At 36.5% G+C, this 24664-nt stretch carries 19 protein-coding genes; 6 read left to right on the top strand and 13 right to left on the bottom strand.

Annotated elements, in window-relative coordinates; translation table 11 throughout:
* Positions 1 to 24 precede the first annotated feature (24 nt).
* Positions 25 to 690: a glycosyltransferase family 32 protein gene (locus OK025_RS10995; RefSeq protein WP_317669497.1), complete on the bottom strand. Its 666-nt coding sequence runs from the start codon at positions 688 to 690 to the stop codon at positions 25 to 27.
* A 356-nt stretch (positions 691 to 1046) separates the two neighbouring features.
* Here OK025_RS10995 and OK025_RS10990 point away from each other — a divergent pair, with 356 nt between their 5' ends.
* Together OK025_RS10990 and OK025_RS10985 are read left to right on the top strand one after the other, a co-directional pair.
* Positions 1047 to 1802: a glycosyltransferase family 2 protein gene (locus OK025_RS10990; RefSeq protein WP_317669496.1), complete on the top strand. Its 756-nt coding sequence runs from the start codon at positions 1047 to 1049 to the stop codon at positions 1800 to 1802.
* A complete protein-coding gene (locus OK025_RS10985; protein ID WP_317669495.1) occupies positions 1799 to 2812 on the top strand; it encodes a hypothetical protein in 1014 nt (337 codons plus the stop codon). Before OK025_RS10990 ends, OK025_RS10985 begins: the two co-directional genes overlap by 4 nt.
* Before the next feature lie 26 nt (positions 2813 to 2838).
* Here the strand turns inward: OK025_RS10985 and OK025_RS10980 are convergent, their stop codons facing one another.
* Entirely contained in the window at positions 2839 to 3837 is a 999-nt protein-coding gene (locus OK025_RS10980; RefSeq protein ID WP_317669494.1) for a hypothetical protein, read from the bottom strand.
* A gap of 146 nt (positions 3838 to 3983) precedes the next feature.
* Here OK025_RS10980 and OK025_RS10975 point away from each other — a divergent pair, with 146 nt between their 5' ends.
* Positions 3984 to 5009, top strand: coding sequence for a hypothetical protein (locus OK025_RS10975; protein ID WP_317669493.1), 1026 nt, complete (start codon positions 3984 to 3986; stop codon positions 5007 to 5009).
* Between the two features lie 463 nt (positions 5010 to 5472).
* Positions 5473 to 6768 (top strand): glycosyltransferase, encoded by a 1296-nt coding sequence (locus OK025_RS10970; protein WP_317669492.1) that lies wholly within the window; start codon positions 5473 to 5475, stop codon positions 6766 to 6768.
* A 67-nt stretch (positions 6769 to 6835) separates the two neighbouring features.
* Here the strand turns inward: OK025_RS10970 and OK025_RS10965 are convergent, their stop codons facing one another.
* Genes OK025_RS10965 through OK025_RS10950 form a run of 4 tightly spaced genes read right to left on the bottom strand, consistent with a single transcriptional unit; the run spans position 6836 to position 11609 of the window.
* Complete coding sequence (locus tag OK025_RS10965) at positions 6836 to 8023, bottom strand: glycosyltransferase (protein WP_317669491.1); 1188 nt, start codon at positions 8021 to 8023, stop codon at positions 6836 to 6838.
* Positions 8016 to 9272 carry a glycosyltransferase gene (locus OK025_RS10960; RefSeq protein WP_317669490.1) on the bottom strand — a complete coding sequence of 419 codons (1257 nt, stop codon included), beginning with the start codon at positions 9270 to 9272 and terminating at the stop codon, positions 8016 to 8018. The genes OK025_RS10965 and OK025_RS10960 overlap by 8 nt, the downstream gene beginning before the upstream one ends.
* Positions 9269 to 10327 (bottom strand): glycosyltransferase family 2 protein, encoded by a 1059-nt coding sequence (locus OK025_RS10955; protein WP_317669489.1) that lies wholly within the window; start codon positions 10325 to 10327, stop codon positions 9269 to 9271. Before OK025_RS10955 ends, OK025_RS10960 begins: the two co-directional genes overlap by 4 nt.
* 52 nt (positions 10328 to 10379) lie before the next feature.
* The gene (locus tag OK025_RS10950; RefSeq protein WP_317669488.1) at positions 10380 to 11609 is read right to left on the bottom strand and encodes a hypothetical protein; all 1230 of its coding nucleotides are present in this window, start codon (positions 11607 to 11609) and stop codon (positions 10380 to 10382) included.
* A gap of 336 nt (positions 11610 to 11945) precedes the next feature.
* Here OK025_RS10950 and OK025_RS10945 point away from each other — a divergent pair, with 336 nt between their 5' ends.
* Entirely contained in the window at positions 11946 to 12437 is a 492-nt protein-coding gene (locus OK025_RS10945; protein ID WP_317669487.1) for a SixA phosphatase family protein, read from the top strand.
* Between the two features lie 131 nt (positions 12438 to 12568).
* Here OK025_RS10945 and OK025_RS10940 read toward each other — a convergent pair whose 3' ends face one another.
* The 7 genes from OK025_RS10940 to OK025_RS10910 all read right to left on the bottom strand — a co-directional run bounded on the left by OK025_RS10940 (position 12569) and on the right by OK025_RS10910 (position 23580).
* The gene (locus OK025_RS10940; protein WP_317669486.1) at positions 12569 to 15052 is read right to left on the bottom strand and encodes a flippase-like domain-containing protein; all 2484 of its coding nucleotides are present in this window, start codon (positions 15050 to 15052) and stop codon (positions 12569 to 12571) included.
* Between the two features lie 115 nt (positions 15053 to 15167).
* Complete coding sequence (locus OK025_RS10935; RefSeq protein ID WP_317669485.1) at positions 15168 to 17672, bottom strand: DUF5686 and carboxypeptidase-like regulatory domain-containing protein; 2505 nt, start codon at positions 17670 to 17672, stop codon at positions 15168 to 15170.
* A 67-nt stretch (positions 17673 to 17739) separates the two neighbouring features.
* Complete coding sequence (locus OK025_RS10930) at positions 17740 to 18297, bottom strand: AcvB/VirJ family lysyl-phosphatidylglycerol hydrolase (RefSeq protein ID WP_317669484.1); 558 nt, start codon at positions 18295 to 18297, stop codon at positions 17740 to 17742.
* A gap of 242 nt (positions 18298 to 18539) precedes the next feature.
* Positions 18540 to 19367: a DUF4249 family protein gene (locus tag OK025_RS10925; protein ID WP_317669483.1), complete on the bottom strand. Its 828-nt coding sequence runs from the start codon at positions 19365 to 19367 to the stop codon at positions 18540 to 18542.
* Complete coding sequence (locus OK025_RS10920; RefSeq protein WP_317669482.1) at positions 19364 to 21934, bottom strand: carboxypeptidase-like regulatory domain-containing protein; 2571 nt, start codon at positions 21932 to 21934, stop codon at positions 19364 to 19366. Before OK025_RS10920 ends, OK025_RS10925 begins: the two co-directional genes overlap by 4 nt.
* A gap of 18 nt (positions 21935 to 21952) precedes the next feature.
* Positions 21953 to 22963 (bottom strand): FecR family protein, encoded by a 1011-nt coding sequence (locus OK025_RS10915; protein WP_317669481.1) that lies wholly within the window; start codon positions 22961 to 22963, stop codon positions 21953 to 21955.
* 2 nt (positions 22964 to 22965) lie between these two features.
* Positions 22966 to 23580 (bottom strand): RNA polymerase sigma-70 factor, encoded by a 615-nt coding sequence (locus OK025_RS10910; protein WP_317669480.1) that lies wholly within the window; start codon positions 23578 to 23580, stop codon positions 22966 to 22968.
* Between the two features lie 191 nt (positions 23581 to 23771).
* Between OK025_RS10910 and OK025_RS10905 the strand changes: the two genes are divergently transcribed.
* Positions 23772 to 24614, top strand: coding sequence for a hypothetical protein (locus tag OK025_RS10905; protein ID WP_317669479.1), 843 nt, complete (start codon positions 23772 to 23774; stop codon positions 24612 to 24614).
* Positions 24615 to 24664: the final 50 nt, after the last annotated feature.

Below are 24664 nucleotides of genomic sequence, written 5' to 3'. Positions count from 1 at the left end.
TATAAGAAATAGAGCTGTCGTTATCTAATCATCCTTAGGTTTGACCACAGGTACACGAAGTTGCATTTTTTTCCAATGTAGTGAGCGATCGCCGTAAATCAGAATTTTACTTAGTTTATACTTGAATTTCAAAAGTCCCTGATAATCGTCGGTTATCCGCCGGTAGGCAACCTGAGGATCTTCTTCTAGAACTTGATTTATGGCTTCGGTATATACCGTTGGCCCTGTCATCTGATGGACATCATGTGGATATTTATTTTCCTCGATATTTCGTACGATCAATTCAATCGTCTTCTTCAGGAATGGGTGTCCTTTATCGTAGATCAATGCCCATTGTGCATAAAGGCTTCTATTTTTCTCATGCGTAATAACAGCAGTATCCTCGGGTTTAATCACCTCATCCAAAATGCCAATAATATCGCTATCTAAATCCAAATAGATACCGCCATGGATATATAAAACCGCATACCTAAAAAAATCCGCTTTAGCCGCACCGATTTGCAACCGGGCAAAGGCCTCGTAAGTACGTTGATCAAAATTTTCCCTGATAAGCGTATCGATTTGCCCATCATCAAAAAACCGTCTGCTATAGCCCTTATTTCGTTTTAGAAATCGCCAAATATAAAACTTCGTCAACAAGGGTATCTTATTGGTTTTAAAAGTCTGATAAATAACTTTTGGAATCGCCACTTGGATTAAAAATTAAATTACGGTAATAAATAGCTTATACAGTATTGTAAAAAAAGATTCAAAACTATAAAACATACAAAAATAACGATATATCCCTTACAAACACGTATTTTCTTCTATTTAGTTGATCAAATATCTGCTAATCGAGAATAAACTTGTACTTCACAAACATTTCATTTATTTTATATTTTATTACAAAAAATATGTAATATATTTGTCACAAAGCAATAACGTCCACCATGGTGATCTACATTGTGAAAACATTAAATGTCATTTTTTCAATTAAATTGTAACGAATAAGTGAGCTTTCACGTTACAATAGCGTATGGTCCAATTTTTCAATTATATCGTATACTTTGAGTCAAAAATTAAGCGCTTTAATCATCACATACAACGAAGAGGGTAATATAACAGAGGTCCTAAAGAGTATGGAATTTGCAGATGAGATTATCCTTGTGGATTCATTCAGTACAGATCGAACCATTGAGTTGGCCGGTCTGCACCCCAAGGTAAAAATTTATCAGCATAAATTTGAGGATTTCACGAAGCAGCGCAATTTGGCCCTGACCTATGCGAATAACGATTGGGTGCTTTTTTTGGATGCCGACGAGCGTTTGACTTCAGCATGCCAGATGGAAATCGTATCGACAATAAACGATCCTCAAGCGAAAGACGCTTATTACATGTATCGCTTATTTTTCTTTTGCGGTGAACGGATTAATTTTTCGGGAACACAAAATGATAAGAATTTCCGATTGTTCAAAAAAAGTAAAGCAACATACGACACCCAAAAAAAGGTGCACGAGACATTAATGGTTAATGGCACGATTGGTAGCTTAAAAAACAAGATATGGCATTATTCCTTTGCAGACTACGCGAGTTACAAAGAGAAAATGGTCCATTATGGTCAGCTTAAAGGGAAAGAACTTTACGCTAAAAATAAGCGGTACTCGCTCTTAAGTCACCTGGCGAAAGTGTCCTTTAAATTTTTTAAGGCATACTTTTTGAAACTAGGAATATTAGATGGGCGACGAGGATACCAACTTTGCTACTTACAGAGTCTCAGTGTACATGAAACTTTTAAGTCATTGAAAAGAGAAGAAAAAAAATGAAGATTTGCATTATAAGCTTTGATTACTGGAATTACGATCACCACATTGTAAAGAAATTGCAAGAGAAGGGTATTGATGCATCACATATCAATATGGGTGCCTATAAATACAAAAACTTCGGTGAGCGGGCTTCTAATGCAATCAGCAAAATTTTTCTGAATAAAAACATCAAACATGTAAAACGTCAGGAGTACGTAATAAACACACTGAAAAAACTAGGTCCCCAAGATCAGATACTCGTTTTAAATCCTCATACATTAGATTATCAGACCATCAAAGAGATCAAATCATATACACCTTACTTAATTTCTTATCTCTATGACAACCTGGAGCGTTTTCCTGTAGAGGACCGTCTTAAGTTATTTGATAAGATCTACTCATTTGAGGACAAAGATGTAAAAAAATATGGCTTTGAAAAGATAACAAACTACAACTATCTTGCAGAACAACCTATTCAGGCCGAAGAAATCGAAAATGACTTATTCTACATTACTTCCTATGATAAACGACGTATTAAGCTCCTTCGCAAACTCACGGTTCGTCTATCTGCATTGGAAGTACGGAGTAAGATTATTGTAGTTGGAAAACAAGTATGGAAAGAGAAACTACGTAACTTTATATTAAGACCGGTTGGTTCAACGCTCATAGAATTCCGGAAAAAGCCAATAAATAATGAAACAATACTAGAAGAGTATAAAAAATCCAAAGTTATCATCGATTTAATGCGCGAAGGACAGGCTGGATTAAGTTTTCGGGTTTTTGAAGCGATGGCTCTCGGAAAAAAGATTATAACTGATAATCAATCTATTCAGACCTATGATTTTTATAAACCAGAAAACTTTTTGATTGTTAATGACGATCTTTCCAATATTAGTAATCAATTTTTCACTTTGTCATATCAGAGAATTCCGACAAGCTTATATCAAAAATATTCCCTTAATCATTGGGTAGATCATATTTTTGGAATTTCTTCGACTTTTGAATCTAAAAATATGATCTCCAACTATTAGGGGATGTACTAAATTAAAATATTATTCTAACTCTCCAAAATCCGAAATATCCAATTATCAAAATTATATTTTGCAACTATTTCTGGATGAATTTCAGTGTAAGGGGCGTTCAAGAATTCATCCAAAGTACGCTTATCATCATCTAAAACATAGATATTATTCGGCTGATAAAAATCATAGCTCTTAACTTCATTATTATTGGTTATCAGCTTTCTACTGTATCCAATTGCTTCGAATACACGAAAAGATAATCCACTATGAGCATCCACTAAAAAGTCGACAAGGATTTCATTCTGCAACGCTAAATGAATATTTTCTTCATAGGCCAAAGGAGAACTAATATATGTGATACCCGCTAACTGGTACTCGCTCGGCAAATCCCGCTCTCCAGTATATAAATAGAAATTAGGTGTACCATTGTTTTGCACAATAAGGTCAACAGCATCTTTAGTTTGCGACCACCTTACCTTCATAAAAGTTCCGACAAAAAAGAAAGAAGATTTTTTTGGTATTACTTCACGCCTATTGAAATGCCCAAAATAAAAATTGGTAGTTGGAATGAATCTATCATCCTCCCGATTGGCGTCTTTACGGTCAAATACAAAAAAGCGATCAAACTTTGAGACAAGTCGCTTTACTGCCGGATATCGATCAATGCCATCCCATTGATAAGCGATCAATTTATTTGTTTTCGACTTTATTTGATCAATAATTTCCTCGGGATAAATATCAGGTCGAATCAATAAGCAATAATCTGTCGGATGCTTCATCGTCTGCAAGCGCCGCATCACATTTTCTCCCAATGCCTTAAACTTCAATCGATTTTTGTACCCTTTGTCTTTCAGGACTGTTTTCCGATACAGGTTAACAAGTCTATCCCAAAGATTTCGGTACTTGAAAACATCATCATCATAGCTAATATCAATCACCTCAAATCCGAGCTGGTCAAGCCTACTTATCAATACCTTATAAATACTGAAGGTTCTTGGCATTCCAAGTATAATTCTTTTTTTTCGATCGCTCATCCTATTCTTTTTAGTTGATGGAATTCCAAAATTACCGTTTGAATCAAACAGAATAAAATAAAATCGTAACTTTGTTAACGTCTAGATATTTTATATAAGATGTTATCGTATTTTACCCATTCAAGTCCGTTTTCAAAGTTAAAAGAATGCAAGAACGAACAACATTAGTCTTTGGTGCTCCTGAGGATTTTGGTTTTTCAGATGCAATAAAGGATGAGCTTACCAAGATCGGATATCATGTGGTAGATCTCTCTAAAATAAATAATAATTTTAAATACCCTAATCTTTCAACTAGGATTGTGAACCTAGTACGTAAAACTTTTCTGAAGGATAAAAAATATAAATCGACAATTCGTTCCAAGGTAATATCAGAAAATTTAATCGAAGAACTCGATAAATATCCTAATTTAAATTATGCATTATTCATTCGTCCAGATCTGTTTCCGTTGGATTTCTTTAAAAAAGTCAAAAATAAATTCAGTAAAATAGTCGGTTACCATTGGGATGGCATTGATCGTTATGAGGGTGTCACCGATTATATTCCTTATTTCACCGATTTTTATGTTTTCGACCCAATAGATCTAAAATCTAAACTTAATGTTTTTGGTTGTACAAATTTTTATCTTCCCCACACTGTTTCGTCTTTAAATTATATAGAAACAGTAAGTGCATACTCCATCAATTCTTATCAAAAAGATAAAATTATACCTCTAACTGAAATTAAAAACACATTGGAATCTGCTTTGTTTCCATTCAATTTTATTATTTATTCGAAAAACAAAAACGAAATAAAAGAGGCCTATAACTTAGGGTTTAAAACAACATCATCAATGACCAATTATCAAGAAAATCTGCAAAATGTTTTGGCCTCGTCATTATTAATCGATGTGCAAATACAAAGCCAATCTGGTTTATCGTTCCGTATCTTTGAATCCATTGGTTATGAAAAAAAGCTGATTACGACTAATAAAGATATAGAAAATTATGAATTTTATGACCCTAATAACATTCTCATTTGGAACAATCAATCTCCTCAAGAATTTTTAAAATTTTATCATACTCCCTACAAGAAATTACCAAAAAGGATTAAAGAAAAGTATGCATTAGATAATTGGATAAAATTTGTTTTAAAGTCCAAGGATTTCGATCCCATTTCATTGCCAAAAAAATAGTCTGGCATAACATACATATATCAATCAATAATTTTAATATATATATTAGCAAATGCTTTTTTCAGACTATCCCGTACTATTGTTTCAACTTTTTAAAAAATTAAAGCAACAGGTTAAAATACTAGATTCGTCTCAACAGGAAGGCTAGATTCAGTAGTAAAACGGGCTGTATAATCTTAGAAAATCGATGAATAAAAGTTAAACATTAACATATATACTAATCTACCCCTAAATGGTTTTCATTATATATGTGGCAAAATCTGATTAAAAACGTTTACATTTATTACACAATGTCTTTTTATTTTTAGCATTTCTATATATTGATAGTTTTATCGTGTAGAAATACTACTTTTTTAGTTCTTAGCGAGCTTGTTAATTCATTTAAAAATTGTACAACATATAAATATTCATTAGTAAACAAACTATGACATATTTATATGTTCATAAAACAAAAAAATCATACATGTCAGAGGCAAAAGGAATTAATATTCTTGGTTATATTCACAAACAATTTGGACTAGGTGAGGCCGTTCGGAGCAATATCCGTTCTATCAAAAGTGCCAATATCCCTTATGTTATCAATGATGTAAAATTTGAGATATCTCCTGATATCAAAGAAGAACGTAATAACTCTATTGAGATTATCGATGAAAATCCATATTCGGTCAATCTGATACAGATAAATTTTGACAATTTTTCAAAAGTAATTTCATCAAATAATAAATCCTATTTGAAGGGGAAATATAACATTGGTTTTTGGGCATGGGAGTTAGATTATTTCCCGACAGACTTTCAGGATTATATTGAAATCTTAGACGAAATCTGGGTACCAAGTAATTTCTGTCAAAATGCCATTGCCCAAGTTTCAAACAAGCCGGTACTTCGGTTTATGCACTCCATTAAAATCCCGACTACACAACTTTCTCGCGAAGCACTTAATCTTCCAAAAGAAAAATTCATTTTTCTTTCAATGTTCGATTATCACAGTATATTAGAGCGAAAAAATCCTTATTCCACTATTTCAGCCTTCGAAAAGGCCTTTGGTGAAAACAATACACAAGCTGTTTTAATCATAAAAACATCTGTTGGAGATAAGTTCAAGGAAATGAGAGAAAAATTAAAGAATCGGATAAGAACAAATCCGGCCATTATCTTAATCGAAGAAATTCTGCCAAGAGAAAGCTTGGACGCGTTGATTAATAATTGTGATGTTTTCGTTTCTTTACATCGATCCGAAGGTTTTGGTTTGACTTTAGCCGAAGCAATGTCTCTAGGTAAGCCTGTTATTGCGACCGCCTATTCCGGTAATTTAGATTTTATGAATTTTGAAAATAGTTGTCTTGTCCCGTATCAACTAATATCCACTAAAAATAATTATGTCTATACTGAAAATGCCGAGACACATTGGGCAGATCCTGATGTTGAATATGCAAGTAAACTGATGTTAAAGTTGTTTAATGAAAAAGGCTTTAGGACTTGCATAGGAGAAAGAGCCCAAAATGAAGTAAAACACCGATTAGATCCGGAAAATATAGGACTAGCTATCAAAAACAGATTAGATTATATTTATCAATTTTGCGTACCCAAAATTAAGATGGATATAAACCAAACGGTTTTTAACCTTCAGCAAGAAAACACAATTCTTACAAGTAAATTAGATGCTTTAAAAAGAACAAAGGTTGTTAAATGGAAGTTAAGGCTTAAAAACTTTACAAATAAAGTCTTCGGTAAAAACAAGACCTATATCTGGGAGGAATAAAAATATCTGTTTCATAAAGCGGTTCAGCATTTTATGAAACAGATATTTAGCAATAAAATATTAAATTCTACTTGATATCTCTCAAATTAGACTCCTCTATATCTATATTTTCTTTTCCTAAAAAGCATTCATCGAGTATCCTGATTTCATTATTTGGGGCATAATAGCTTTCATAAAACTGCACACCTTGGGTTTGTAATTGATTATAAAACTGAAAATCACTCAATAACTTGTTGATATAAAAAGCAAATTGATTAGGGTCATCCGCAATTAAACAACCATTTGAAACTTTGTTGACTAGGCCATCAACACCTCGTCTATTCGTCACAACGGGTAGACCGTAACCAAGCGATTCCAACACTTTTATTTTAATTCCTGTCCCAGATAGCATTGGACAAATAGTAATCTTGCTAGTATTATATATATCGGATAAATCATCTACCACACCCACTTTCTCGATTCGACTGTTATTCTCGATTTTATCACAAATCTTACCTACAACTGTCAATGAAAAACGTTCATTAACCAAAGGTAGAACTTCTTGAATAAACCACTCAATACTTCTTTGGTTATGGCCATTATCACTAGCAACATATAGAATTTCATGATCTATCCTATTTTCTACTTTCTCTTTTTTGCGAATACTTGATGAAACTGGAAGCAATCTCACTTTATTTGTGAGAAACTGCTCGAAGATATATTGTTCTTCAATTGAATAAGTCCATACCTCATCAGCACAATTAAGAATCTCAAGTTCTTCTTGGAAAACCTGCCCTATCGACTTTCTATCTCCACTCCGCGTTAAATATTGAGATGTAATTAAATCATGTGTATCTATTATGGTACGTTTAGATGGAACTGCCTCAACAAATCTCCCCCATTCAACGTAACTTATCAATGTAACATCAAAATTGCCGCTAAGGTGCTTTCTTATTTGTTTCAAATGGAAAGGCGTTACCTGATCTAATCCTTTTTTTAAGAATAATCTCGAAAGCTTATCCCGAAAGAAATATTTTAGATAATTTCCCTTATTTTCCCTATGCTGTATAAGTATTAAACGAATATTTGGAAATTTCTGCTCAAAAGACATTTTGTCCGCCTGCGCCCAATGATCAAATGAAACAAAAGCTGTTTCTACATAAGAGCTATTACGTTCAAAATATTCTAGCAATTGTATACATCTCGTGATATTTCCTGCGCGATCATTCATCGGATTAACCGGCATAAAATATAGTACTCGTTTCCTTTTAGACATTGTCATATTTATTTATTACAGCATTAACCAACTCCAACCATCCCCTCGTCATTTTATCAAGATTAAAATCTTTTATAAAAATTTTCCCTTTTATCCCCATTTGTTCACGAAGAAGTGGATTATTTATTAATTGCTCAAGATGAAGCTCCATACCCTCTCGATCGTTCGCCAAAAACCCATTCTCACCATGCTTTATTAATTCGTTCACACCAGAACATGTAGCAAAACCTATACTAGGTAAACCAACGGACATTGCTTCGGCCAAAGCAAGCCCAAACCCTTCATATTTGCTTGGAAAAATAAAGATATCTGCATCCTTCATCTTTGCGATGGGATCGTCAGTAAATCCGCGAAGGAAAATTCTTTTGGATAGGCCCAGTTCAATAATCTGTAATTTCAATCGCTCAAAGTCATTACCTATACCCCAAAATTCCAAATCCCATGTCGGGTATTTTTCTGCCAAATTAGAGAAAATATCTATAGCTATATGTTGCTGTTTACACGCAGTATCCAAGCGTCCAATATGAATTATCTTAAATCTCGATTTTTCATTACTATGTAGAACCAAATCGGTGTCACTTACCTCGTCGATAGGATTCGTAATAACACGGCATTCGCCGGCAAAATTATCGGGCAAAAATTTTCTATAACTATCAAAAAGAATTTGGATGCCATCAAGCTTACTAAAACTTGACGTCAATAAATCAACCATATACGATTTCCTTCCGCCCAGAATATTGGAGTAATCATAATCTGGCCGACCGTTCACCGAATCTAAAATTGGTATTGTCAGCGTGTTTCCATAGGTAATTTCCAACAATGAACCAATAGACATTGTAATAATCAAATTTGGTTTAACTAGATCAATGTAACTTTTCCAAGCAATCGCCCGGTTTCTCAAATTATACTGAAATAGTTTATCCTCTCCTTCCATACGCTTTATTAAACGGCGATTATACCATTTAGCATACTTCTTTTCTATCTTATATTTTATCCAAAGAAAAGGATTTCTGCCTTTATAATTATATAAGGGGATCTCCTCTTTTTGTTCCAGATTTACGTCATATATGTTTGTAACACGTACGCTTTTATCCAAAGTAAACACTGGCTTACCAACTATATTTTCATTAGTGGCTATTTCGACTTCATAACCATTGGCGGATAAAATGTTAGCCAATATTGAGCAGATTTTTTCTGTTCCTCCTATTCCATTTAAAAAATACAAATGTTGTATTAATAGAATCTTCATATATCAATATATTTATTTCTGATATTTTTGCGAAGTTTCCTCCTTAATTTAGAAATTGGAATAAACTTAACCCAAAACAATGCATGTTTAAACTGCTGGGCTCTATTCGTTCGATAGCTTTTATAAAAATTATCAAAATTCACATGATTTCCCGTTGTCATGAAATACCTAAATGGAACCGATAATACCTCTATATCTGTTTTGGATAAATATGGCTCGACATATTGTCGCATAAAATTTTGCAATAATCTGAAAAGTGCTTCTTTTTCATTCTCATCAAAAGGCATTTTTATGTAACGCAACTCAAACGGTTCATGTTCAATAAACAAAGCTAGTTTGAGTGCTCTCGAGGTAAAAATATCATGTTGATCGTAGAATATTTTTAAAAGTTCCAACCAATTAGGTATCTGTTTTAAGATGCGAGCTGTTTCTCTATTGATGCGTACATGATTTTGATTCTCGTGTTGTCTATAAAAATATTTTGCATCCGGATTGAATCCTATTTTATCAGTCATTAAAAAAAGGCAATGTGAAAACAAACCGTCCTCACAAGGTTGGATTCCCACGGGAAAGCGAATATCAGGATAGCTGTCCAATAATGACTTTTTTATAAACAATCCACAAGTAGGTACAGCAGTCAATCGTTTTGCTCTGTAACAATATATCTCTCCTAAAACGACTAGATCAAGATCATCTTGTTTTGCTAATGTATAAGCTCCAGTCAAGAATTCGGATTCAATCGTATCATCAGAATCCAAAAAATAGACATACTCTCCTCGCGCATGACTCAAACCATTGTTTCTCGCAACGGAAACACCAGCATTGTCCTGATCAAAAAAATAAATTCTCGGATCTAAGGATGCATATTTTTGGCATATTACTGCAGAAGAATCCAGACTACCATCATTGACAAGAATAATTTCAAAATCCTGCAATTCTTGATTAAGCACACTTTGAATTGTCTCATCTAAATATTTTTCGACATTGTATACCGGAATCACTACCGACACAGCAACGGGAAAAGTCCCCTTCGTACTACCATTTTTTTCCATCATTGACATTCAATATACAAAAATAGCAAGACGAATTATATATCAAATACCGAAATCATTTTAAAGATTTTTCGATCCTATATTTGTTTAACGTAAATTCCCGGTATCGGAATTCTCCTGATTTATTCCCGATCATTGCCCCCATTTTGATTAAAGATTCATTGCTGCCCATTGGAAAAATAGAACTTCGATAGGCATTATTTTTTAATAAGGGCTTCGGGAATACCTTGAAATTTAATCCATCTTTCGAATAAGCCACATACAATAACTCTGCCGTGTATCTTTTCACTTCACCAACAGCAATACATAAAAAGTAATAACCGTCAGCATATGTTGCCTGAATATGCCATGGCGAATTACCATTACCTTCCTTCAGCCAGGGTTTATTAAAGAAATTAACTATTTTGCTATCGCGAAACCCTGTAAAATTAATCCCATCAGTCGACGTTCTACGAACAACATAAGAGGGGTCTTTACCTTTAAAATTCTTGGGATTAAGATTGAGTTCGATTTCATAACTCAAAAACTCGCTCCCATCATGGATAAAAGAGGGAGACAATAAATGGTCATCCTTGGGGGTGAAAGGTGGATTGCTGGTAAAAGCGACGTTCAGATTCGACCACTTTATACCATCTGTAGATGTTTGTTGCACAATAGTGCGATGTGCGTTTTGTTTCAGTCGATCAAAATTTGTATTACTTAACACACATTTGCCCTTCAAAGCCTGAGCAGTAATAAAACTACCCCTATAGTAAAGATAAAACTGATTATTTAAGTATATCCAATCGACATCTGACCAAAATCCTTGAATCGGATCAACCTTGTTTTCACCGAAACTTTCTGTCGGGAAGGGTGCATTGATAATTGGATTGCTCAATCCCGGAGGATTTACCCAATCAACACCATCATTTGATACAACAACACTTGGATTTTCAAATTTCTTTGAATTTTGATTGGTTCCAACTGCGCCAAAATAAGGTGTAAAAACCATCCAATACTTATACCCATTCAGTTTATTGGGAAAATAAAGAACATCTGGATGACAATAACTGGCATTTGCGCCCGAGATATCTATAAAATCGTTGGCATTTTTTAGTCCCTTAAAATTAGCGTCAGCAACAGTATGTATATTGACCAAACCTTCATCACCATCAAAAGTAACGGAATCAATGGGCTCAACAGTCCAAATAGGAGCTTCAACATCCCCCGCAAAAAAATCCTCTGGACGGCTGCAAGCCACTAGAAAAATACTTCCATAAAGAAGTATCAAAAAATTACGAATCATAAGTAAAAATCAAACGGTAGAAACAAAAAAACGCGACTTGGCTAACGATGTTTTTCAATAAATAAAATAAGCTGACGGCAAATAGATGTATAAAAAAATTTATTGTTTTTCGCTGCGAAATTAGCATAATTTTATCAAAATAAAACAATGATTTAGCTTTGATACGTTATTAAACGTATCACTTGAGGTAAAAAAACTGTTCATAGAGTATATACTTTTCAAAACTTCCTGTATTATTATTTGTATTCATACGCAAGCCTGCTCATTGCACAAACACAATGAACCGGAACAACAAGCGTTATTATTTATATTAGTATAGAATCAAAAATTTTAATCATGGACAACAGTAAAAAACTTTATATCATCCGACATGCCAAAGCCGAAACTATTCCGGGCATAAACGATTTTGATCGCGCACTTACATCCGACGGCATACAACACGCAAAACAAGTAGCGACTAAGCTATCGGCAAAATTGACCCTAGATGAAAACAGTATCGTGATCAGTTCGCCAGCCAACCGGGCACTCCAAACAACACGTATTTTTCTGGATGTGATGGGCTCTTCTTCTTTTGACATTCAGATTGAAGAAACAATTTATGAATGCACCTACAAACACTTGTTATCCATCATCAATGCAATTCCCGATCATATTAACCATGTACTGCTCTTCGGACACAATCCCACATTGACTGATCTAGTGGAATACCTGACCCGAAAAGCGGCCTATTTACGCACCTCATCCTGTGCAGAGATCAAGCTCGATGCAGGTTTTACCTTTCATATGCTCAGCGGCAATTGCGCCGATCTTGTGCAAATAATTGATTAAAATTCTATCAAAGAACAAACTTATCTTCAGATAAGATCAGCTTATCACTTACCCGCATTTGATTTCATTGCCTTATCAATCACCAAAGGCACTGAAATCAAATCCAGATCATGCGAATACACCACAAATTTCTAGACCCAACATGGATCAAATTTTTCCTTAAATTCTTTCAAACCCTTTGGTTGACGGAAGTAAGGGTTATTTTCATATAGAAAGCTGATTAAGCGCTCAACAAGCCCTTTCTTCTTGTCAAATCCCGAAAAAGGAGCCAGTCCCATATTTAAAAAAGAATAACCTTCCTCTTTGCAATACGCTAAAAAACGGATAATCAATACATCCATATTTCCCCCTGGCGCATCTTGCAATTTCCGGATAAGATCATACGTTGCCTCGTCTGGAGCATAATTGGGAATGATATTCAAAAAGGCCAAAATGCGCCCTTCGTTATCCTCCAAAGTAATTACATGGCTATTTTTAATCTTACCAACATCGAACATGCCTTGAGAAAAAACACGTTCTGAACGCTTCATGTCTCTCAACCAATGATCCGACACAACCTGCAGTTTCTGAAGCAAACCATTGGATAACGGTGCGCGATATAAATTCGAAACAAAACCTTTTTTTTCAATGCTATTCACCGCATTTCGAAGTGATTTACGTTTCTTTCCTTCCAGCGAAAAATTATCGACATTGACAATGGCCTCTTCTCCGATCAGAAAAGATTTTTTACCCAACTGCTTAAAAATCCCTAGATGCCTACCGTCAACGCGGTAATAGGCTGTTTTTAAACTCGATTTGCGACAATAGCGTTCGAAGGAATTAATCAATTCTTTCATCGCATCTTCAGTATCCTCACAAACGGGTCCTTCAAGCACCATCGCAAAACCATAACATTTTTTATACGCAATAAAGCCCGTCCGCTCCGTGTTAAAGAAAAGATCTTTATCCCCATAGGTCTTAAAATAATCGACAGGTGATTTACCATAACGCTCCAAGAGGCGCTGTGCAATTTCAATCTGCCCATCTACTTCTTCTTCCGCTAACTGACACGGATTGACCATCCAGTAGAACAATGCAGACAGACTGATCACACTAAAAAAATTAATGGAATACAAAAAATACTGTCCTATCGTTGTCTGAGGTTCCGCAACATCACCATTAAGTAGCACAAAACCGTGCAGCGTACTGCTTACCGCATTTAAAATGGTAAAATCCATATTAAAATGCTTCGCATTCAGAAAATAAAACCCAGTAATTCCATACAACAGCACAACCCCAATAAGCCACAAAACCAAGCTGAGGTTTAAGGAGCTGAATCTCCTATTACTTTGTACAAAATAGTGTTTTGATGAATAAAGGAGCATCAACAGCACCAAAAAAGCGAACCAGGCTTCTTCAAAATCCAGCCCTTTGGAAAGATTAGCAACAATGGAAAGCGAACATAGCGCAACCGCAACATACCAAGCCATACGTAGCCCCTTCAACAGAAAGCCGGAGCACATCACCAATAATATACCGAAGAAAAGTACCGCTGCATTTGAAAAGTTTAAAGCATCATAGGATATAAATTGCTTTAATGCCGTGACACGGCTATGGATGGCTGGGGTCAAGACAGAGATGATATTAATAAGCCCCATCACAAAAATAAAAACTGATGGAAGTATCCGAACAAAGATGTTGTTTTTATTCACGAAGAAACTAATTCCCCCCAATGCTAATGGACCCCAAAACTCAAATAAACGATATAAAAGGGATATAGAAATAGCCTGTTCTTCGCTGTAGCCAAACTTACACAGCATGACAACCATAGATACTTCGATTAGTCCCACCCCCTTCATCAATGGTGAAAAACAATAGACCAACGTTCCGACAGCATACGTTACCGTACAGGCCAATAGCGATGTTTCAAAGCCTAAAGCAAGCATAGCAATATAGATATGTAAAATCCCTACTAGCTCAATGACTGTCGCCCAAATGAGACTTTGCAATACAGCCCAAAAATCTACACCCTTTTTATGGAGTTCATCCCAGGTACCTGCAACTGAGGAGAAATGACGTACTGTAAAATTGTATGCTACTCCCCCACGGTAAAATGATCTGCAGTACCAGCCAAACCCCAGCAATAGAACACTAAAAACAAGCATAATCCCGATGATCTGCACATCAAGACCTGCGATTCCTACAAACAGAAAAACAAAAAGGCAGAGTATAAATAAGGACACTAGGCTAATGACTGCGTAGATAACAGAAGAAAGATTGGCGTTTGCATCATCAATTCCCTCCTGATTAACTTCTTTCTTAAAGAAAGCCAGTGAGGTAAATCCGCCTACCGGAAGAAAGACACTGATAAAGTTTCTCTTCAGAAATAAACGGGTAGCTCCACCTAGTGATAGCTTCTGTTGCAAAGCCTTAAAACTATAGACATAGACCAAACCTTGCATTGCGATGTATGCCAAAGAAACCACGATCCCGATTGCGACCCAAAACAATGAACTTGACTGGATAAGCCCTACCGACGATGCCAACTCCTGTCTCTGATTTGCAAAAAAATATACGGCACCCAAAATGACCAATAGGCCCAATAAGGATTTCCAGATCAACATTTTGTTTTTCATCAGCATAATTACCTCTCAAATTGACAAACCCAATTATTTCGTTTTTCTAAATCACTTTTACTAATGACATCATTACCTTAAAATAGTCCCAAGATTATTTGTCTTTTTTAGCGTATTAAAAATCAATACCGATCTTTGCCCTTACGCCCCAAGGAGATACACTTGGATTATCCAAATAAGTAAATCGACGCACCAGATCGACACGTAGAATTTTAAAGATATTACTCAAGCCGACACTCCCTTCTATATAAGCCCCATTATTGAGGGAGAACAGCTGCGGTTCGCGAGGATCCTTGGGTAATTCATCAAAACTTTTCGTGTATCTATTGGAGGCGTCGACAGCTCCATACAACATCTTTACAGAGGCGATCTCCCGGAGATCCAGTTTTTTCAGAAGCGGAACTTTATTCAGAAAAAAACCATTAAATGAATGTTGAACCAATAATGAAGCATACTTATCGCTCATAAACTCCATTGAATTCATCAAATTGTATGAATTGAGCTGATACGAATAGGTCTGATTTGCACGGTGAATAATCATCAGGGGATAAGGAACTTTCCCAAATTGAATGCCCGACTCAAGCACAACATCCGCAAAACCAAATTGGGAGGCAAAAAATCGCTTATTGGCATTTAATATAAAACGTTGGTAGTTATAATCTCCACCCAATAAACCTTTCACGCCAACCTGTGCGGCTAAGGTAAAAACAGGCTGACCTGTATTGATAATACGCCGATAACGTTTCCCCTGGTATAGTTTCTCATGTGGAGCCCAGCGAATTTCTCCGGTGAAAGCAGAAGTCCATAGCTCATTACCGTTACTTCTTCGAAAAGCTCGACGATCGAACTCCAAAATACCACCTGGACTAAGGATTTGATTGAAGAACCCTACTTTAAAGGATAGATGGTTTTCAAATTCCTGCCAGTATTCGATCTGCCTCCGCTGTAGATAAAACATTTTGTCATTTTCCCCTCTTCTGAATGAAAGCAGAAAATTATCATTGTCAATGAAATTTAGATCCTGTCCCGGCACCTGTACCTCTTTGCTAACCTTAGCAGAGACCAACTTTACCGGAAATTTATACACCGATTCACCATTAAATGAGTAAGTGGCACCCACATTATATTTCCATTGCCTATCTTTCGTCCCATAGGCCCCGTAGCCATCCAGTACCAATGTTTTGCTAAAAAGATCCGTTGTGTTGCCGCCGAACTTAAATCGGCTTCCTTCTACCGGATTAAAACTATAAAATGATGGTACTGGCCCTATTTCGATGACACCGCGACCATAATAACCCGACATAATGAAGGAGCCCAAAGCCATCAAATTTTTAAAAGATTTTGACTGTTTTAAACTATCGATATTCGTAAAGGCCTGCTCCTCCAACGTACTCAGTTTCTCAGGTCTTGCAAGATTCCAGTCAATTCCATTTGGATTTTGTGGTCCAGTTCGCGTCAATGCTTTACCATTAACAATCAACTGATTTGCATCAACTAAAGACCTATTGGTCACTTTCTCCCCAAACAAGCCCATACCATCCTTAAAAATCCCCATGTCTATCGTCAGTACTCCCCTGCTCAGAAAAAAACGATGCGCTTGATTTTCCGAATAATTCAAAACAATATTTAAACCCTTTACCCAGTTGATATTGGTCGCTTCGTTGATCGTCAGCTCCGCTTGATCCAATGCATAACTCCCGTCTAAGCGGATATAGATGAAGCCTGAAAAAAGTGCATCCTCCCTATTCCTTGGCTCTACGCGTATTTTTGCATGCCAAGGTTTACTATCCTTCAAGGTGTCAACCAAGTAATATTTATAAAACGAAGGTCCCAACGTTGCTATAGGGCTTAAAAAACGTCTATTCCCAATAGAGACATCTGTATCATAGATATCTGTTTCACCATAGATTTTATCCAAATACTCATCAATACCATCTTCATCCAGGTACTGATCTACGCGTGACTGATTCTCACCCAATAAAACAAAACCGGAACCTTTAACTGGATCTAATTTTCGCTGCCCTATTTTTTCATCCATAAATATGGGCACCAACGACCTTCCTGGATATTTTAGTGTATCCATCCCCTGCTTCAGGAATCCGAATCGTTTCAGTAAACGGGATTTATCCACCTTTTGATTCTGTATAGACAAAGACATTGATAACTTTTCATATTCCTGGTAGTTACCTCCCGTTCCATTTAACGCATTATTTTCATCTCTTTTTTCAATTACTTTACGGATTAAATCTACTGTTGGATTATGTTTATTCGTGTATTTTCTTTTTTTAGGCGCATTCACGACAACTTCATCGAGACTTTGTTGTTCATCTTCCAAACGGATAATAAGAACTTTCTTGCCCTGTGCGACACTCATCGGGAATACCTGTTTTTTATAGCCAACCGCACTAAATAGTAACTCCCAGTTATCAGGTACTGCCGGCAGCTGAAAGTGCCCCTCTTTATTTGTTGCTACAGATTTTGCCGTATTGGAAAGCTTTACAGTAACACCTTGTATAGGTTTTGCCGTTGAGGCATCGAGGACAATCCCTGTTAATGAAGCTCCTTGTCCAAATAGTCGAGAAGTAAAGAACAATAAAACCAATAAAAAACGATATTGCATAAAAAAAACCTTGCATCTAAATTCAGTAGGATGACAAGGTTTTTATAAAAAGGTCCTAATAGGAATGCTATCTTAATCGAATTGTATTATAAATAGTCTTAAAATCGCGATTATAATTATGCGGCCCCGCCAGTACATCAACCTTTAGTCCCGCATTGCGAAACATTTTCACGAGATCTTCCTCGCCCTCTTTACAAAAGACATAAGTAGAAGGAAATTGCTTTAGCTTCAAGACTTCAGCAAGCACTTCGTAACCATTAGGCTTCTGTTTCCAGTTGAGCATAGTCGATACGGTCACCTCGAAGCTCGCATATTGATCCGGTGACAAATAGGTAACATGACGGATTGACTTTTTCAATGGATCCGAGAAATTACTCAGGATAAAAGGCAGCACGCCTGCCGAAAATGAATGTCCAACCAAATAAATCTGATCACAATCCCACTCCTTTTTGAAATGGTCGATATACCGTTCAAATTCTCTTCCTGCTTCCTGTGGATTTTTCTTTTTCCAAAAATATTTTTTTGCATCGATGACCAAACGGGGATATCCTTCCTGGGAAAAATAGGAAAGAAGACTTTTGCTAAAATCATTATAGCCGCCGTCGCCCGTAATAAATACAAGCATTGTTTTTTGTTTGCTGTTTATATCCTTAAGTGGTATAACATAATTTGGAAAAACCTCAGCCTTTGCAGATGTTATGGCTAAGCATAGCCAGAAAAATAGAAATAGGATTACCCTTTCTGCTCTATATTGTGCAGTTTTCATATGTATAAGTATGTATAAATATTTGCTTTAAATGACTTGAATATCCTCGATCCACCGATCTTCCATTGTGCCTGTTTCCAGTTTTAGATCTTGAAAAAATCCTATTTGCTGGTTCTAATGTCCTTCATTGGAATTGATTTACGCACACCGTCCATCACATAAAAAAAGCCAAGGGCATTATTCGAAATATTACCTTCAACATTGGCAGGTACTGCAGACAATAATCCTTTCCATTCAGTCTCCTGAAATAGATTATAAATAAAACGGGAGTAACGTGGCGATTCAGAAAACTTAGAGACGATTAAACTGTCCTTCAACGAAACTTCATAGTTATAGGTCTTCCCAAGTAAGTTATTCAGGACATTGGGTGCCCCCAAACGATAACTGTAGCTAAAAGGAGAGCGAAAAGAGGAAATATCATCTTCAGAAAAATCCTTTTTTGGTAAAATAAGCCATTTGTTTGAGGTTCGCATTCCAAATAAATGCTTGCTGACCTTTACTTCCCAAGTATTATTCACTTTACTTTTTTCTACCGGTAGAAAGGCATTTTCAATTGGTACCACAGGTATCAATTGATCTTGTGCTTCATACAATTTCCCATTCAAAGTAATTGTAAGCTGAAATACATTCCCTACTGTATCTTTCAGATTGAAAAGCTCACCAAGATAAAGTCCTTCTCCCAAATCCTTGAATTCAATCATATTGGGGCCATTCGTGACACGCACGGAAGCACCACTAATTCCTATAGTACCTGTGTTAGATTTCATTCCATCCAATTTCTTCAATTGGATATACTGCTCTTTGTACATCGTATTGATCCCCCCCTCGACAATCATATCGTACGATTGTCCTTCGTCTACCGCTGATTTCTGACAAGAAACCACTAGAAAATAAGTCACAAAAATCAACAAGAGCCTCATATGAATCAAAATCTCATTGTATAACTAATTGAAGGTATTCTCCCAGAAAATGATGTTTTCTGAATAGCTAAGTTCCCATTGCTATCTTCGGAAAAACTATAATAGAGCGGATTACGCTGATCAAACACATTATATAATCCAAAATTCAAGGTATGTCTTCTACCACGTTCCCGCTGTTTGATCGTTTCCAGATCCACCGAACAATTCAGGTCAAAACGACTAAATGTAGGCATACGATGGGAATTACGACTTGAATACACTGGAACATATATGCCCTCATATTCCATAAATCCTACCGGATAGGTTAAGGGCCTTCCGGTATGAATTGTATAAAAAGCATTGAGATGCACCGACCTTCCCAAATCGTAGGACAAGTTGCTCTTAAGCACATGTGGAATATCGAAGTTAGCCGCATACTCTTTTCCTTTATTGATGCCATTGATCTTACGAAAAGATCTCGACCAACTATAGAAAATACTACCCATAAGGTCACCGATACGCTGATTGACAGATAATTCAAGTCCATAAGCATGCCCCTTGCCTTGGCGCAGCTGCGTTTCGATAAATGGGTTGAGTATCAGTTGCGCATGATCGATCAGTTCGACCTGATTGCCCATCTTCTTCCAATACCCTTCGAGTCCAATATTTCCATGATACAATAATCTGTTGATACGAAAAGAAATAGCATCAACATATTGTGGTTTAATATTTAATCCTGCCGGCACCCATGCTTCCAATGAGGAAAAAGCAAGTTCATCATTCTGTAATAACTGCAAATATTGATAACTCCGATTATAAGCCAATCTGAAAGCATAGTCATTGCCCATTTTATATTGCAAGGACAGACGTGGCTCTAAACCATAATACGACTTTTTCTTGTCGGCATCGTTCGACAATGGCTTATACGAGCTGCCTTCCAATAAATAATAGCGTCCAAAGGAGGCATTAAAAAAGGCATTCGCCCGCATTCCCGCAACGATCCGGAAAGCTGAATCGATCTTCCAATTAAAAGAAACATACCCCGTATAATCATAAGCTTGCGCCCTAAAAATATTATCTTCCGTGTTTGAATTTATCGGTGATATCTCTCCGGGATTGAAACGATGTAAGGTTCCCTGAAGACCAAAATCCAACGTGCGGTCCAATCCCATAAAATACGTAAAATCGGATTTCAAACTAAAGTCACGTATCCGTGTCAACCAGATTTGATTGTCACTCGATTCGGGTTTACTGACATCCAATCTATTATGATAATCACTGAATATGGCCGAAAGGTTCATAAACAACCGGTCACTATGCACATGGTTCCATCGCAAAGTAGACGTCCAGTTCCCCCAACGGTTGGTATTTCTATTCGGTGAAATAACTTTATCCTGCCCATAGTAACCAGAAAGGTAAATCCGATTTTTCTCGTCAAAAGAATAATTGAACTTCACGTTATAGTCACTGTACTTACCTTTGACATTAAACAACCGATAATCCGTATTAAAAGCATTTAATATACTTCCCCGCGCAGTGGCAATGAAGGCACCTTTTCCCTTTTTTATAAAGGGCCCCTCGGCACCAATGCGAGCAATCAATAGACTTGACCCACCAAAAACATGAAAAGCATTGGCATCGCCATCTCTGGTACTCATATCCATGATGGAAGATAGACGCCCCCCTAGATTGGCAGGGATAGCATCCTTGTAAAGTTGTGTATTCTTCAAGATGTCCGAATTAAATACGGAAGTCAGACCGAACAGATGGGATGGGTTATAAACAACAGCTTCATCCAATATAATAAGATTCTGATCTTTACCACTCCCTCTTACGAAAAGATTACTGCCGCCTTCTGTCAATCCGTTAATTCCATTTTGCATCTGTAACACTTTCATGATATCGGCCTCACCTTTATAAAAGGCATTTCGTCGTGCTCGCGACCAATTGATCTTATCTGTGAAACTTCCCATATGCTGAGCCGTTAACGAAGAGTCAACCTGAACGACTACCTCGCTCAAATTAAAATCCACAGGAGCAAGTTTAATGACAAGATAATCATTTTCCAAATTGGGATTTAATGTTACGATCCTTGTCTTATACCCCAGATAGCTCACATAACAGCTATATTCACCCTGTGGTAAAGTCAGTGAATAGAATCCATACTTATTACTTAAACTACTCTTACCTTTCTCGGCAATCAACAAGGTCGCTCCAATCAAGTTTTCACCACTTAGACTATCTACAACTCGCCCCTTAATGGTAAAAGTTTTATCGTCTTCGTAGAAGATCAGCGCCCTATTGATAATCGTAAATCCAACATTTGAATCTTTCAGCAAATAATTAAGAACCTCTTCTAAACTCGATCTATTAAATGATCGACCATAAATGATGTCCTTGTTAAAAATCTGCTCATCATAGGACATGGATATATCGTATGTTTTATGAATTTCGGCTAGTATCTGAATAATCTGTTTGTTATGTGTGTCAATTGAGACCCGTAATTCGGCAGGGGAGTTCTGCCCCATGGCTTTCGGACACATCGCTATAACCAACCAGCATAAAAAGAGCAGACGATACAATATCCTATCTTTCATATCAGCAACGCGAAGAGTCTATTCGTAGATACTATATCCTTTTTTACCCGATTTCCATTTCACGTTTAGGGTTTTGGACAGAATCTGAACGATCTCATTGAGCGTTTGCCCATCAAAATACATGCTGAGTTTACGTGCTTTTAGACTATCTCCAACGACAGTAATATTTGCCCGAAAATGTTTTTCTAGATCCGCGCAGATGCTGTCCAACCGAACATTTGAGTAGCTCAACTTTTGTGCGACATCTGTCTCATTGTCCGCTTGCAGATCGATTTTGGATAAGGAAGCTGTTTGTCTTTCATACAGTCCCTTTTGATTTTTCTTTAAAACAAGTTCCTTTGCATGATCGCCCTTTCCACTGCTCAATGCGACTATTCCCTCTTTGACAAGTACCTCAACATCATCTGCTATTAAATTGACTTCGAAGATCGTTCCAATATCCCGCACATAATTATTCTCCAGATCGACCACAAAAGGGTTTCCTGTTTGATGTTTGACATCGAATAGCGCTTTTCCCTTTTTTAGCTCGACAGTTCTTTGCTGTGCAAATGTCCTTTTGTTGAATATCGCCTCGGCTCCCGCCTGTAGTGTCATGATAGAACCATCGGGAAGTACCGTAGACGGTTGTGCCGCCGATCCGTATAATCGGACTTCATAACCCATCCAGCGATCAAAGTTCAGATAACAATTAGTGCCAATAATAAGCAACACTGCCGCGGCCGCAAATTTCACCCAGGGTTTCCAGATCGTTTTTATGGATATAGCAACATCTTGTAGCTGATCGTCACCAGCTTTATCCAGCTGCCGACTAAATTTGTCCCATTGGCTGTCGGTATCTACATTTTTATAATGTTCCAAAACCATAAGATCGTCCGCTATTGCTCTAATCTCATTATAAAACTCATGGTTCTCTGTATCCTCAGAAATCCAATGTTCAAGCAACACTCCTTCCCTCTCGGAAATAGTCCCATCCAGCTCTTTCTGAATCAAGTCATAAGGAATAAATCTTGAAGTATTGTTTTCTTCCATATTTATAAGATAATAAACTGGACAAAAAGTCCCAATGAAAAAAATAAAAAGCCGATCAGAAGTAGTAAAAATGTTTTTTGTTTTGCCAAGGCAACCCGGATTTTATCGTAAGCAATGGTCAGATGGTTTTTCACAGTTTTAATGGAAATTCCCAACTGGTCCGCAATTTCCTGCTGTTTCATCTTTTCATACTTACTCATGAGAACAATTTTTCGACACTGTGGCGGTAACCCTTCCAGTAAGCTTTCGATCATCAACAATTTGGATTCGTAAAGTGCGGCGCTATCAGTCTGATCCTCTTCATCTGTCAGATCTAATTCCTTGATATAATCATTGCTTCGTTCCAACAAACGCTGATTCTTTTTGATATAGGTAAGTGAAAGGTTGATAACACTGCGTGATAGGTAAGCTCCAAGTGATTGACTAATGGCCAATTTGCCCGCATTTTCCCATAACATCATAAATACGTCGTTGGTGAGCTCTTCAGCGATTGCCTCCTCTCGCACATACCGAAAAGACAAAATATATAATTTACGGAAATGGCTCTTATAAATAGCTTCAAAAGCATTTCTATCTTTTTGGACTATTTTCTTAAGCAGATCAATGTCATTTGACATAGGACTTCGGTAAAGCTAATAATAAACGTATGTAAAAATAATCAAATTCATCGGACATTTAATAACATCTAATTAATTTTCAAGCTATAAACGCTTGCCGACAACCAATTAGTTAACGCAACTAAAAAGTGAAACGCCACACCACAAAAAAGTTTCTCGTATTTTTTCTATTTTTGCAAAAACATAAAATAATGTTAAAAAAATATTTTTTTATAAGCTGCATTTCTTTTATTTTCTTTTCTTGTACAAAAGAAAATTACCCTGAAACACCAGAAGTAATAAAACCTGAAGAAAAAGAAGCGGAATCCCTTACAACAAGAATGACCAAAAACATGGATGTTTGGACTGACAATAGGGTTATCAATGTATTTGAACAAGGGGAGATCCGTTTATACGAAAAAGATAATCATAAGGATCATTTCACTTTTTTTCTTTGGGAAAAAGAGGTTGTCGATTCAATTGTTTGGCATATCGATGATATTATGCATTACAGTTCAAGCGTTAGTCCTTTTCGTTATATGACAGGTGTCACATTCAACAAACCGGGCGATTACAAATTTAACTTATTGGTTTACAAAGATAGTAAGGTGGTAAAACAAGCCAACCTAACGATCAGGGCTATTGCTGGAAAAGATTTTTTCAATGTCAATTGGGAAAACCCACCCACAAGAAGCATTGTAGGCCAATCCTTTTCTTACAAAAAGGGTTATCGCATCGATCAAACTTATATAAAAGGGCAATACCCCTATAGCTATGTCAATCTCTATTATGGCGATCAATTTCGAAAACAAACACCTGAAAAAGAGAAAGAATATTTGATGGAAGTGGCACGCGAATCTTTTGGTAGCCCCACACTTACCACGACAAACAATCAACAGGCTGAACTTAACGATAAGTACAATAAGCTCTTCAAAAATAAGCTTAATCACCTGCCGATAGCAATTTGGGAAAGAGGTAAATCGTCAATCGCTTTAATTGGAACTCCGAAAGATGCCATTAAGACCTATCAGATCGTTGCAGAACCCAAACATTAAAAAACACATTTAAGCCTCCATCATGGAGGCTTTTTTACTACCTTCGTCTT

Source organism: Sphingobacterium sp. UGAL515B_05, assembly GCF_033097525.1.
Classification (GTDB): Bacteria; Bacteroidota; Bacteroidia; order Sphingobacteriales; family Sphingobacteriaceae; genus Sphingobacterium.
The sequence above is the reverse complement of the archived record's forward strand: the minus strand, read 5'-3'. Positions and strand labels throughout refer to the sequence as shown.